Source organism: Corynebacterium testudinoris, assembly GCF_001021045.1.
Taxonomy (GTDB): domain Bacteria; phylum Actinomycetota; class Actinomycetes; order Mycobacteriales; family Mycobacteriaceae; genus Corynebacterium; species Corynebacterium testudinoris.
Genome location: NZ_CP011545.1, coordinates 557,467 through 569,967 on the forward strand (window position 1 = coordinate 557,467; position 12,501 = coordinate 569,967).

At 64.1% G+C, this 12,501-nt stretch carries 10 protein-coding genes; 6 read left to right on the plus strand and 4 right to left on the minus strand.

Annotated elements, in window-relative coordinates:
• From prpB to CTEST_RS02760, 3 genes are all read left to right on the plus strand, one after another.
• A complete protein-coding gene (gene prpB / locus CTEST_RS02750) occupies nucleotides 1–933 on the plus strand; it encodes a methylisocitrate lyase (protein ID WP_047252439.1) in 933 nt (310 codons plus the stop codon).
• Between the two features lie 31 nt (nucleotides 934–964).
• Nucleotides 965–2,116 (plus strand): bifunctional 2-methylcitrate synthase/citrate synthase, encoded by a 1,152-nt coding sequence (locus tag CTEST_RS02755; RefSeq protein ID WP_407919235.1) that lies wholly within the window; start codon nucleotides 965–967, stop codon nucleotides 2,114–2,116.
• A gap of 243 nt (nucleotides 2,117–2,359) precedes the next feature.
• On the plus strand, nucleotides 2,360–5,794 hold the full coding sequence (locus tag CTEST_RS02760; protein WP_047254172.1) for a pyruvate carboxylase: 3,435 nt from the start codon (nucleotides 2,360–2,362) through the stop codon (nucleotides 5,792–5,794).
• Between the two features lie 55 nt (nucleotides 5,795–5,849).
• Here the strand turns inward: CTEST_RS02760 and CTEST_RS02765 are convergent, their stop codons facing one another.
• The gene (locus CTEST_RS02765) at nucleotides 5,850–6,335 is read right to left on the minus strand and encodes a GNAT family N-acetyltransferase (RefSeq protein ID WP_047252441.1); all 486 of its coding nucleotides are present in this window, start codon (nucleotides 6,333–6,335) and stop codon (nucleotides 5,850–5,852) included.
• A 43-nt stretch (nucleotides 6,336–6,378) separates the two neighbouring features.
• Between CTEST_RS02765 and CTEST_RS02770 the strand changes: the two genes are divergently transcribed.
• Entirely contained in the window at nucleotides 6,379–7,275 is an 897-nt protein-coding gene (locus CTEST_RS02770) for an arsenic resistance protein (RefSeq protein ID WP_047252442.1), read from the plus strand.
• A gap of 101 nt (nucleotides 7,276–7,376) precedes the next feature.
• Nucleotides 7,377–7,892: a PadR family transcriptional regulator gene (locus CTEST_RS02775; protein ID WP_083985400.1), complete on the plus strand. Its 516-nt coding sequence runs from the start codon at nucleotides 7,377–7,379 to the stop codon at nucleotides 7,890–7,892.
• A gap of 46 nt (nucleotides 7,893–7,938) precedes the next feature.
• On the opposite strand, the gene CTEST_RS02780 is transcribed toward CTEST_RS02775, so the two are convergent.
• Nucleotides 7,939–9,714: an acetyl/propionyl/methylcrotonyl-CoA carboxylase subunit alpha gene (locus tag CTEST_RS02780; RefSeq protein ID WP_047252444.1), complete on the minus strand. Its 1,776-nt coding sequence runs from the start codon at nucleotides 9,712–9,714 to the stop codon at nucleotides 7,939–7,941.
• A gap of 178 nt (nucleotides 9,715–9,892) precedes the next feature.
• Complete coding sequence (locus tag CTEST_RS02785; RefSeq protein WP_047252445.1) at nucleotides 9,893–10,750, minus strand: sulfurtransferase; 858 nt, start codon at nucleotides 10,748–10,750, stop codon at nucleotides 9,893–9,895.
• A gap of 251 nt (nucleotides 10,751–11,001) precedes the next feature.
• On the opposite strand from CTEST_RS02785, the gene CTEST_RS02790 reads away from it, so the two are divergent.
• Nucleotides 11,002–12,066 carry a Cj0069 family protein gene (locus tag CTEST_RS02790; protein ID WP_047252446.1) on the plus strand — a complete coding sequence of 355 codons (1,065 nt, stop codon included), beginning with the start codon at nucleotides 11,002–11,004 and terminating at the stop codon, nucleotides 12,064–12,066.
• Nucleotides 12,067–12,073: 7 nt separating this feature from the next.
• On the opposite strand, the gene CTEST_RS02795 is transcribed toward CTEST_RS02790, so the two are convergent.
• Nucleotides 12,074–12,484: a DUF3151 domain-containing protein gene (locus CTEST_RS02795; RefSeq protein ID WP_047252447.1), complete on the minus strand. Its 411-nt coding sequence runs from the start codon at nucleotides 12,482–12,484 to the stop codon at nucleotides 12,074–12,076.
• Nucleotides 12,485–12,501 lie beyond the last annotated feature (17 nt).

Genomic DNA, 12,501 nt, shown 5'->3' on the forward strand with positions numbered 1-12,501 from the left:
ATGAGTGGACTTTTCTCCTCCACGGTGACCCCGACGCAGCGTCGGCAAGCATTCCGTGACGGACTTGCCTCCGACAAGATCCAGCGCCTCCCAGGCGCGTTCTCCCCGCTGGTTGCCCGCGCGATCCAAGACGCCGGCTTTGAGGGCGTCTACGTCTCCGGCGCCGTCGTCGCCGCCGACCTGGCCCTGCCGGACATCGGCCTGACCACCCTCACCGAGGTCGCCGGACGCTCCCAGCAGATCGCCCGCGTCACCGACCTCCCCGTGCTTGTCGACGCCGATACCGGCTTCGGAGAGCCCATGTCCGCCGCCCGCACGGTCGCCGCCCTGGAAGACGCCGGCCTCGCCGGCTGCCACCTGGAAGACCAGGTCAACCCCAAGCGCTGCGGCCACCTCGACGGCAAGGAGGTCGTGCCCACCGACCTCATGCTGCGACGCATCGGCGCCGCGGTCAAGGAGCGCCGCGATGACACCTTCGTTATCTGCGCCCGCACCGACGCCGCCGGGGTCGAGGGCATCGACTCCGCCATCGAACGCGCCAAGGCCTACGCCGACGCCGGAGCCGACCTCATCTTCACGGAGGCCCTGCACACCCCGGAAGAATTCGCGAAGTTCCGCGCCGCCGTCGACGTACCCTTGCTGGCCAACATGACCGAGTTCGGCAAGTCCGAACTGCTCTCCGCCCAGCAGCTCGAGGATCTCGGCTACAACGCCGTCATCTACCCGGTGACCACCCTGCGCATCGCGATGGGACAGGTCGAAGCCGCCCTCGGCGACATCGCCGAGACCGGCACGCAGACCGACTGGCTTGATCGCATGCAGCACCGCTCCCGCCTCTACGAGCTCCTGCGCTACTCGGAATACAACGACTTCGATCAGCAGGTGTTCACCTACTCGGTCGACAGCTACCAGCCCACCTTCACCCAGCCTTAACACTTCACTCCTTCGAAAGGGGATGAGCACCATGTCCGAGAACAACAATCCCGATGTCCGCAAGGGTCTCTACGGCGTCATCGCCGACTACACCGCCGTGTCCAAGGTGATGCCGGAAACCAACTCTCTCACCTACCGTGGCTACGCCGTGCAGGACCTCGTGGAGCATTGCTCCTTTGAAGAGGTCTTCTACCTCCTGTGGAACGGTGAGCTGCCGAACGAGGAGCAACTCGCCGAGTTCACCACCCGTGGCCGGTCCTACCGCTGCCTCGATGCGGGCCTCATCGCCCTCATCCACTCCCTGCCCAAAGACTGCCACCCGATGGACGTCATGCGCACCGCCGTGTCCTACATGGGCACCAAGGACTCGGAGCACTTCACCCCCGACGTCGATCACATCACCCACGTCGGCCACAACCTCCTCGCCCAGCTGCCGATGGTGCTGGCCATGGACATCCGCCGCCGCGAAGGCAAGGACATCATCGCCCCGGACTCCAACAAGTCCGTCGCGGAGAACCTGCTGGCCATGGTCTTCGGTACCGGCCCGGACTCCCCGGCCTCCAACCCAGATGATGTGCGCGACTTTGAAAAGTCCCTCATCCTCTACGCCGAGCACTCCTTCAACGCCTCCACCTTCACCGCGCGCGTGATCACCTCCACCCGCTCGGACGTGTACTCCGCCATCACCGGCGCGATCGGTGCCCTCAAGGGCCCGCTGCACGGTGGCGCCAACGAGTTCGTCATGCACACCATGCTGCAGATCGAGGACCCGGCGAAGGCAACCGAGTGGGTCAACAACGCACTCGACAACAAGGACCTCATCATGGGCTTTGGTCACCGCGTGTACAAGAAGGGTGACTCCCGCGTCCCGAGCATGGAGAAGTCTCTCCGTGAGCTCGCCGCCCGCCACGACGGCGCGAAGTGGGTCGAGATGTACGAGAACATGGCTGCCGCCATGGATACTCGCACCGGCATCAAGCCGAACCTGGACTTCCCGGCCGGCCCGGCGTACTACCTCCTCGGTTTCCCGGTCGACTTCTTCACCCCGCTGTTCGTCGTCGCCCGTATCGCCGGCTGGACCGCGCACATCGTGGAGCAGTTCGAAGGCAACTCGCTGATCCGTCCGCTGTCTGAGTACGTCGGCCCGGAACAGCGCGAGGTTACCCCCATCGCGGAGCGTTAATTTTCACCGCTTTACCTGCTTCGCAGAGGATCCCACGGCCAAATGTCCCGGTCTCCATGACGGGGACTGGTCGTGGGATTATGCTTTTATGGTCAGACCACTGACGAATAGCCGGACTACCCCCGTTTTAGCTATTTGAGCTCACCCGAATCAGAAATCACCTGTTGCATTAATGTGGAGTAGCGAGAGACTGTGCTCTTGTCTGCACCCCAATAATTCCCGCATGCCGCCCACCCCGGCATGATGCTTGGAAAGGACTCCAACGTGGCTACTTACATCCCGCCAGCATTCAAGAAGGTACTCGTCGCCAACCGCGGCGAAATCGCCGTGCGTGCATTCCGCGCCGCCTTTGAAACTGGTTCCTCCACCGTCGCGGTGTACCCAGTCGAAGACCGGAACTCTTTTCACCGGTCCTTCGCCTCTGAGGCAGTGCGCATCGGTACCGAGGGCTCCCCGGTCAAGGCCTACCTCGATATCGATGAGATCATCCGCGCGGCCAAGAAGTCGCACGCGGATGCCGTGTACCCGGGCTACGGATTCCTTTCGGAGAACGCCCAGCTGGCTCGTGAGTGTGCCGAGAACGGCATCACTTTCATCGGCCCGCCTCCGGAAGTCCTTGACCTGACTGGTGATAAGTCTGCGGCGGTGGAAGCGGCGAAGAAGGCGGGCCTGCCGGTCCTGCAGGACTCCGAGCCTTCCGTGGACATCGACGAATTGGTCGAAATGTCCAAGGACTTCACCTTCCCCATCTTCGTCAAGGCAGTGGCCGGTGGCGGCGGACGTGGCATGCGTTTCGTGGAAAAGCCCGAGGACGTGGCCCAGCTGGCCGCCGAGGCTTCCCGCGAGGCCGAGGCCGCCTTCGGTGACGGACACGTCTACCTCGAGCGGGCCGTGATTAATCCGCAGCACATTGAGGTGCAGATCCTCGCCGACCACACGGGCGACGTTATTCACCTCTACGAGCGCGACTGCTCCCTCCAGCGCCGCCACCAGAAGGTCGTGGAAATCGCCCCGGCGCAGCACCTTGACCCGAAGCTGCGCGATAAGATTTGCGCGGATGCCGTCAAGTTCTGTGAGACGATCGGCTACCAGTGTGCCGGCACCGTCGAGTTTCTCGTTGATGAGAAGGGCAACCACGTCTTCATCGAGATGAACCCGCGCATCCAGGTCGAGCACACCGTCACCGAGGAAGTCACCTCGATCGACTTGGTCAAGGCACAGATGAACCTGGCCGCTGGCGCCACGCTCAAGGAACTCGGCCTGACCCAGGACAAGATCAAGCTCCACGGCGCGGCCCTGCAGTGCCGCATCACCACCGAAGACCCGTCCAACAACTTCCGCCCGGATACCGGCACCATCACCGCGTACCGCTCTCCGGGCGGCGCGGGTGTGCGTCTCGACGGCGCGGCGTCCCTCGGCGGCGAGATCTCCCCGAACTTCGACTCCATGCTGGTCAAGATGACCTGCCGTGGTGCCACCTTCGAGATTGCCGTGGCTCGCGCCCAGCGCGCGCTCAATGAGTTCACCGTCTCCGGCGTGGCCACCAACATCGGCTTCCTCCGCGCGCTGCTGCGCGAGGATGACTTCCAGCACCACCGCATCTCCACCAACTTCATCAACGACCACATTCACCTGCTGTCGGCCCCGCCGGCTGATGATGAGCCGGGTCGTATCCTTAACTACCTGGCCGATGTGACCGTTAACCGTCCGCACGGCAAGCGCCCGACCAAGGTGCGTCCGGCGAAGAAGCTGCCGCCGCGTAACGACGGCCCGATGCCGCGCGGTTCGCGCGACCTCCTGCGTGATCTGGGGCCGGAGAAGTTTGCCAAGCACCTGCGCGAGCAGGATGCCCTGGCCGTCACGGACACCACTTTCCGTGATGCCCACCAGTCGCTGCTGGCCACCCGCCTGCGCACCTCGGCACTCGTGGCTGCCGCGCCGCACGTCGGACGCCTGACCCCGCAGCTGCTGTCGGTAGAGGCGTGGGGCGGTGCCACCTACGACGTCGCCATGCGCTTCCTCTTCGAGGACCCGTGGCAGCGCTTGGACATGCTGCGTGAGGCTATGCCCAACGTCAACATTCAGATGCTGCTCCGCGGTCGCAACACCGTCGGATACACCGCGTACCCGGATTCGGTATGCCGCGCCTTCGTCAAAGAGGCCGCATCCTCGGGCATCGATATCTTCCGCATCTTCGACGCCCTCAACGACGTCTCGCAGATGCGACCGGCTATCGACGCCGTCCTGGAGACCGGCGACACCGTCGCCGAGGTTGCGATGGCGTACTCGGGCAACCTGCTCGACCCGAATGAGAACCTGTACACGCTGGACTACTACCTCAAGCTGGCCGAGGAGATCGTTGGCACCGGTGCTCACATCCTCGCGATCAAGGACATGGCTGGCCTGCTGCGTCCTGCGGCAGCTGCCAAATTGGTCTCCGCGCTGCGCCGGGAGTTCGACCTGCCGGTCCACGTCCACACCCACGACACCGCAGGTGGCCAGCTGGCCACCTACTACGCCGCTGCCCAGGCAGGTGCCGACGCCGTCGATGGTGCCTCCGCCCCCCTCGCCGGCACCACCTCCCAGCCGTCGCTGTCCGCCATCGTCGCGGCCTTCGCCAACACCCACCGCGACACCGGTATCTCCCTCGACGCCGTCTCCGACCTCGAGCCCTACTGGGAAGCCGTCCGCCAGCTCTACGCCCCCTTCGAGGCGGGCGTTCCCGGCCCAACCGGTCGTGTGTACAAGCACGAGATCCCCGGCGGCCAGCTGTCCAACCTGCGCACGCAGGCCAAGGCCCTCGGCCTGGAGGACCGCTTCGAGCTCATCGAGGACAACTACGCGGCCGTCAACGAGATGCTGGGCCGCCCGACCAAGGTGACCCCGTCCTCCAAGGTCGTCGGCGACCTCGCCCTGCACCTCGTCGGTGCTGGGGTGGATCCGCACGACTTCGCGCTGGACCCGCAGAAGTACGACATCCCGGACTCGGTCATTGACTTCCTCCGCGGTGGCCTGGGCAACCCGCCCGGAGGCTGGCCGTTGCTGCGTGAGAAGGCGCTGGCTGGTCGCGGGGAAGGCACCAAGGGCCTCGTCGAGGTCAACCCCGAGGACGAGGCCAAGCTGGAGAGCCCGGATCGCGACGAGCGCCGCATCACCCTCAACCGCCTCCTCTTCCCCAAGCAGGCCGCGGAGTTCTTCGAGCACCGCCGCCAGTACGGCAACACCGAAGCCCTGGAAGACCGCGTGTTCTTCTACGGTCTGGAGGAGGGCGAGGAGAGCATCATCCGCTTCGCCTCTGATGTGGGGACCCCGCCGATGGTCGTGCGTCTCGACGCCGTCGGTGAGCCCGACGAGAAGGGCATGCGCCAGGTCGTTGCCAACGTCAATGGCCAGATCCGTCCGATGAAGGTCCGCGACCGCAGCGCTGAGTCCGTCACCGCCTCCGCGGAGAAGGCCGACCCGACGATGGTCGGGCACGTCGCCGCCCCGTTCGCGGGCGTCGTCTCCATCACCGTGCAGGTGGGCGACGAGGTCAAGGCGGGCGATCCGATCGCGGTCATCGAGGCCATGAAGATGGAAGCCACCATCACCGCCACGGTCGACGGCACCATCGAGCGCCTGGCCCTGGCCAAGGCCACCAAGGTCGAAGGCGGCGACTTGATCGTCGTCATCGGCTAGCTCATCAGCAAAGCGCTGTCCCCATGAGGGGACAGCGCTTTGGCTTTTTCTGGGTCTAGAAGTACGTCACCATCGTGGTCGTGTGCAGCTCGGGGCGTTCTTCCGCCACCTCGAACCCGATCTTCTCGTAGAGGCGCCGGGCGCGTTCATTCCCTTCGTCGACTGCTAGCGATAGGCCTTGGCGTCCTTGCTTGCGGGCGAGATCAAGGGCCGCATTGAGGAGCTCGCGTCCGAGACCGAGGCCACCGAAAGCAGCTTCCACCGCGATGGCTAGTTCGGGGATGTCCTCGGCGACGAATCCGTAGGGTGGGCGACGGTCTGTGCCCGAGCGCAACCACAGACCTCCGGCAGGCACGCGCTGCTGGTAGGCGATGATGCCACCCTGGTCCGGAGTCCAGGCATCGACGTACATTGCCAGGTCATCGGCGTAGCCCTCGCCCGGGGCCTGGGACTCATCACCCCACACGTCGGCCAGGTGAAACAGCCGTTCCAGGTAGGTCCGGTCGGATTCGGTTGCGGGGCGCAGGTGGAAGTCAGACATGGGCACCATTGTAGGGAGGCTATCTTGGCTAAGGTCGTAGCCTATGGTCGCATTCCTGGAGCGCTGGCAGGTCCCCCTGCTCATCGTGGCGTTGGGCCTTGGCGTGCTCATCGCCCCGCTTGGTGATGTCACCCCGGCTATCAATCCGGTCCTCATGGCGTTGCTCTACGCCACGTTCCTGGCGGTTCCGTTGCGTGCCCTGCGGGCTGCGCTTATCGACGTCCGGTTTCTCACCGCCCTGCTCATCCTCAACTTTGTGGTGGTCCCGGTCGTCGTCTTCGCGCTGTCGCGCTTTGTCGCCAGTGATCCGGTGCTGTTGCTGGGTGTGCTGCTGGTGTTGCTGGCGCCCTGCATTGACTACGTGATTGTGTTCTCGGGGTTGGCGGGCGCGGCGAATGAGCGCCTGTTGGCGGCGGCTCCGATCCTCATGGCCGTCCAGATGCTGCTCATTCCGGTGTATGTGCGGCTGCTGGGCGGACCGACGGACCTCATCGAGGCGGGGCCCTTCTTGGAGGCGCTGGTCCTGTTCATTGTCATTCCGCTGGGCTTGGCGGCTTGTACGCAGTGGCTCAAGCTGAACAGGGTCATGGTGGCGATGAATGCGCTCATGGTCCCGTTGATGATGCTGACGTTGGTGGTCGTCGTCGCCTCGCAGATTGGGGGAGTGGAGGCGTCGATGCTCAGGGTGGTGCCCATCTATGTGGTGTTCGTGGCTCTCATGGTTCCCCTGGGAAAGATCGTGGGGCGGCTCTTTGGCCAAGACGTCCCCGCGACCCGGGCGCTCGTCTTTTCGGGCGTGACGAGGAATTCGCTCGTCGTGTTGCCGCTGGCCCTGGCGGTGCCGGGGGTCGCGCCGGTGGTGGTCACGCAGACGCTCGTGGAGCTGGTCGCCATGGTGATCTTGGTTCGGTTGGTGCCCCGGGTCGTGCCGAAAAAATGAATTAGCGATATATCGTTGACAGTCGACAGTTAGTGATATATCGTTAGCGATGTCGCAGGGGGACACGCCCCCTGACATCGAACGAGAAAGGCTCAACAATCATGAGCGAGTTTCACCATCACCACCACCCCCACCACGAGCATCGGGAGCACCGCGGACGCGGACGCCGGGGCCACGGACGCGGGCGCGGCGGTCGCGCCGGTCGGGGAGACCTGAAAAATGTCATCCTCTCCCTCCTCGCGGAGCAGCCCATGCACGGCTACCAAATCATCTCCACCATTGCCGAGCGCACCGAGCAGCGCTGGACCCCCAGCGCCGGAGCCATCTACCCGCGCCTGGCCATGCTGGAAGACGAAGGCCTCATTACCATCACCGTCAACGACGGCCGCAAGTTGGCGACCTTGACTGATCGGGGACAAGAGAGCGTCGATAAGCGAGCCGACGACGGCGATATTCTGGACGCCTACCGTGACCCAGAACAACCTGGCGGCCCACATGGCGAACGGAGGGCGGCGTTTCGCCGCCTGAAGGAGGCCGTGCGCGGCGCCGACGACGACAACACCGAGCGGATCGTTGAGATCCTGCAAGAGGCAACCGACAAGATCGAAGCCCTCTAAAACACCACAACCTCCCTCAATCGAGGGAGGTTGTAGCGTGTACGGCCTACTTGATGTCGAGCAGGACCTGACCCTTGGTCACGCCCGCCCCGGCATCGACAGCCAGATCCGTGACAACACCCGACTTGTGGGCCTTGACCGGGTTCTCCATCTTCATAGCCTCGAGGACGAGGATGACGTCGCCCTCGGTCACCTCGGCGCCCTCCGTCACGTTGACCTTGATGACGGTGCCCTGCATCGGCGCGGCAACCGAGTCGCCCGATGCGCCCGAGCCTCCGCCGCCTGAACGACGCTTCTTGGCCTTCTTCTTCGGGGCGGCCCCGCCACCCAATGCCAAATCACCGGGCAGTGCGATCTCCACGCGGCGACCATCGACCTCAACGACGATCTTGTGGGCGGGCACAGCCTCGTCTTCATCGTCCACATCAGCCGGATCGACGAAGGGCTCCAGCGGGTTATCCCACGCCTCCTCGATCCACTTGGTGTACACCTCGAAGGACTCGCCATCGCCGATGAACGCGTCATTGGAAACGATGTGGCGGTGGAAGGGGAGGACCGTGGGCATGCCCTCGACGACGAACTCATCGAGCGCGCGACGAGCACGCTGCAACGCCTGATCGCGGTCCTCACCGGTGACGATGAGCTTGGCCAGCATCGAGTCGAACTGGCCGCCAATGACCGAACCCTTGGTCACGCCGGAGTCAACGCGCACGCCCGGGCCGTTGGGCTGGACGTATTCGGTGACCGAGCCGGGGGCCGGCATAAAGTTGTTGCCCGGGTCCTCGCCATTGATACGGAACTCGAAGGAGTGACCGCGCGGGGTCGGATCCTCGGTGAAGCGCAACTCCTGGCCCTCCGCGATGCGGAACTGCTCGCGCACGAGGTCCACACCGGTGGTCTCCTCAGTAACGGGGTGCTCCACCTGCAGACGGGTGTTGACCTCCAGGAAGGAGATGAGGCCATCCGCGCCGACGAGGTACTCCACGGTGCCGGCACCGAAGTAACCAGCCTCGCGGCAAATAGCCTTCGCGGACTCGTGAATAGCCGCGCGCTGCTCATCGCTGAGGAACGGAGCCGGGGCCTCCTCCACGAGCTTCTGGAAACGGCGCTGCAGGGAACAATCACGAGTACCCATGACGACGACGTTGCCATGCTGATCAGCCAGCACCTGAGCCTCGACGTGGCGGGCCTTATCCAAGTAGCGCTCAACGAAACACTCGCCGCGGCCGAAAGCCGAGACGGCCTCACGGGTGGCGGAATCGAAGAGCTCAGCGACCTCGCCCATCTCATAGGCGACCTTCATGCCGCGGCCACCGCCGCCGAAGGCAGCCTTGATGGCGATGGGAAGACCATGCTCCTCGGCGAAGGCGACGACCTCACCAGCGTTGGCGACCGGGTCCTTGGTGCCCGGAGCCATCGGGGCATCAGCGCGCTCCGCGATGTGGCGAGCGGTGACCTTATCCCCCAGATCAGCGATAGCGGACGGCGGCGGGCCGATCCAGATGAGACCGGCATCAATGACGGCCTGCGCGAAGTCCGCGTTCTCGGAGAGGAAGCCATAGCCGGGGTGAATGGCGTCAGCGCCGGCCTTCGCGGCGGCGTCGAGAATCTTGTCGAAGACGAGGTAGGACTCGGCGGAACTCTGCCCACCGAGAGCGAAGGCCTCATCTGCCATGGCGACGAACGGAGCATCCGCGTCCGGCTCGGCGTAGACGGCGACGCTGGCGATGCCCGCATCCTTGGCGGCTCGGATCACGCGGACGGCGATCTCGCCGCGGTTAGCCACGAGGACCTTCGTGATCTTCTTGGTCTCAACTGCCACTGGGAAATCCCTTTCATGTGCTGCGATTGTGGGTCGCGCTAGCCGGCCAACAGCAGGGGGCCGCGCAACGCATGCAGACTATTCTTGCACACAAAAACGTGAGCATTTCGTCAGGTCTGGTGTTTCGCGCCAAAAAAGGGGCTAGGGAGGGGCATATTCCCAGGTGGCAGAGGAGTAATTATTCTCCCAGGGCGATCGGCATCCGCACCATATTGCCCCACTCGGACCACGAACCATCGTAATTACGGACGTTGGTGAAGCCGAGGAGGTACTTCAAAACAAACCACGTGTGGGCCGAACGGTCACCCAAGTGGCAATAAAGAATCGTCGGATCCTCACCCGTGAGATCAGCGTAGATCTCCATCAGCTCCTCGTAGGAGCGGAAGCGCGAATTCGGGTGAACCGTGGTGTCCCAGGGGAAGTTTCGTGCCGTGGGAATGTGCCCACGGCGCAGGGTGGGCGCCGAGCTGGCGTCGGCGGTGCCGGCAAACTCCTCGGGCGATCGGACATCGATAAGCACATCTGTGTCGATGGCCCCACGGACCTCCTCCACCAACGCCCGGGAGGAGACATCGTCGCGCTCAACAACCGGGTAATCAGTAGAAGGGTAATCCGGCACCATGAACGAGGTATCGCGCTCCTCAGCCATCCAGGCATCACGGCCGCCATCCAGCAGTCGAACGTCCGGGTGGCCAAACAACTCGAAAACCCACAACGTGTACGACGCCCACCAGTTGGCCTGGTCACCGTAGATAACAACGGTGTCGTCGCGGCCAATGCCCTTCTCGCTCATGAGGCGAGCAAAAGCCTCACCGTCAATGAAGTCACGGGTGACCGGGTCATTGAGATCATTGCGCCAATCGATGCGCACCGCGCCGGGAAGGTGGCCAATATCGTAGAGAAGAGTGTCTTCATCAGACTCGACGACGCGCAGACCGGGGCTACCCAGCCGGGCGGAAAGCCAGGCGGCAGACACCAGACGCTCCGGGTGGGCGTACTCCTGGAACTGGGGATACGGGTCAAAGGGAGTGGCCACGGCGGTGACGCCTTTCTACTTACGGTCTACTTACAGTGCGTTTCTGGGATCGATTGACAGATCTCAGAGAGGTTCACTTAGAGACTAGTGCTTATGAGTGGGGGGAGGCATGGTGGGCGGGGGAGTGTGTCTTTGGTAACTCCAATACCCCCGTGCCCACGGGCGGAGTTCCTAGGCACTAAAATCGCAGATGAACCGCTATTTTTTGGAGTGGTCCACGTCAACGTTTTCTCGCGAAAGGGAATACTTCAGTGAACAAGGCAATCGTCGTCTTCGAGGTCGAGGGCGGATCTGACAAGTACATCGACGGTCACCGCAGGGACACCATGCCAATCGTCAACGCCATCAAGGAGGCCGGCTGGGACGCCGAGGTCGTCTTCTACCGCCCCGAATGGACCGAGGACCTGTTCACTTACGTATCCGAAAACTTCGGCGGATACATCTCCCGCGTCAACCCCGGCAACATCCCCGGCGGCGAGAAGGGCTACTTCGACCTGCTGACCCGTCTTTCCGACGCGGGCCTCGTCGGCATGTCCACCCCGGCAGAGATGATGGCCTACGGCGCCAAGGATGCACTGGTCAAGCTCAACGACACCGACCTCGTCCCGGCCGATACCGCCGCGTACTACGACGTGGAGAGCTTCCACAACACCTTCCCCACGTCGCTGTCCTACGGCGAGCGCGTGCTCAAGCAGAACCGCGGCTCCACCGGCTCCGGCATCTGGCGCGTCCAGCTCGAAGACAAAGACCTCGCCGCCTCCGTCGAACCAGGCACCGCCCTGCCGCTGGACACCAAGCTCAAGGCCACCGAAGCCGTGGACAACCACACCGAGATCCGTGAGCTCGGCGAGTTCATGGACTTCTGCGACCAGTACATCATCGGCGACAACGGCATGCTCGTCGACATGCGCTTCATGCCGCGCATCGTCGAAGGCGAAATCCGCATCCTCCTCGTCGGCCCGCACCCCGTCTTCGTCGTGCACAAGAAGCCGGCCGCTGGTGGCGACAACTTCTCCGCCACGCTGTTCTCCGGCGCCAAGTACACCTACGACAAGCCCGAGGCCTGGCAGGAGCTCGTCGACCAGTTCGCCGACGCCCGCCCCGTCATCGCGGAGAAGCTCGGCGGCGACAACATCCCGCTGATCTGGACCGCCGACTTCATGCTCGCCGACGGCGAGGACGGCTCCGACACCTACGTGCTCGGCGAAATCAACTGCTCCTGCGTCGGCTTCACCTCCGAGCTGGACATGGGCATCCAGGAACTCGTAGCCAAGGAAGCCATTGGCCGTGTGGAGGTGGCAGCAACTCAGGCCTAAGAAGGGCTTAGTTCAGCAGTCGCTCGACGGCGCCGGGGTCGGCGTCGGAAAGCATCTGACGGCAGCGGTCATACTCGTCGGTTTCCCCGATGAGTGCGGCCGCTTGTGCGAGCGCAGCAATGGCCCGCAGGACGGGTTGGTTCGGCTCGTGGTCCCACGGCACGGGCCCCCAGCCTTTCCACTTGTTGGCGCGCAGTCGGTCGAGGGAGCGGTGGTAGCCGGTGCGGGCGTAGGCGTAGGCAACGAGCTTGTCCTCATCGCTGGCGGCGTCGGCGAGGGCCTGTTCGGCGCGCGTGGCCCAGATGAGGGGGCTGTCGGGGTGGGCGAACGCGGCGGCCGCAGAGGTCGGATCGAGGTCGGCCGCTGGGTCGGCAGGCAGTGTCACTGGGGGCGGTGCGAGCATGTCATTGAGTTCCATGTCCACCCACCATATGC

Coding starts and splice junctions, on each gene's coding strand:
- CTEST_RS02770 (WP_047252442.1), top strand. CDS start 6,379: ATGGTCGCATTCCTGGAGCGCTGGCAGGTCCCCCTGCTCATCGTGGCG.
- CTEST_RS02760 (WP_047254172.1), top strand. CDS start 2,360: ATGCTTGGAAAGGACTCCAACGTGGCTACTTACATCCCGCCAGCATTC.
- prpB (WP_047252439.1), top strand. CDS start 1: ATGAGTGGACTTTTCTCCTCCACGGTGACCCCGACGCAGCGTCGGCAA.
- CTEST_RS02775 (WP_083985400.1), top strand. CDS start 7,377: ATGAGCGAGTTTCACCATCACCACCACCCCCACCACGAGCATCGGGAG.
- CTEST_RS02755 (WP_407919235.1), top strand. CDS start 965: ATGTCCGAGAACAACAATCCCGATGTCCGCAAGGGTCTCTACGGCGTC.
- CTEST_RS02795 (WP_047252447.1), bottom strand. CDS start 12,484: ATGGAACTCAATGACATGCTCGCACCGCCCCCAGTGACACTGCCTGCC.
- CTEST_RS02765 (WP_047252441.1), bottom strand. CDS start 6,335: ATGTCTGACTTCCACCTGCGCCCCGCAACCGAATCCGACCGGACCTAC.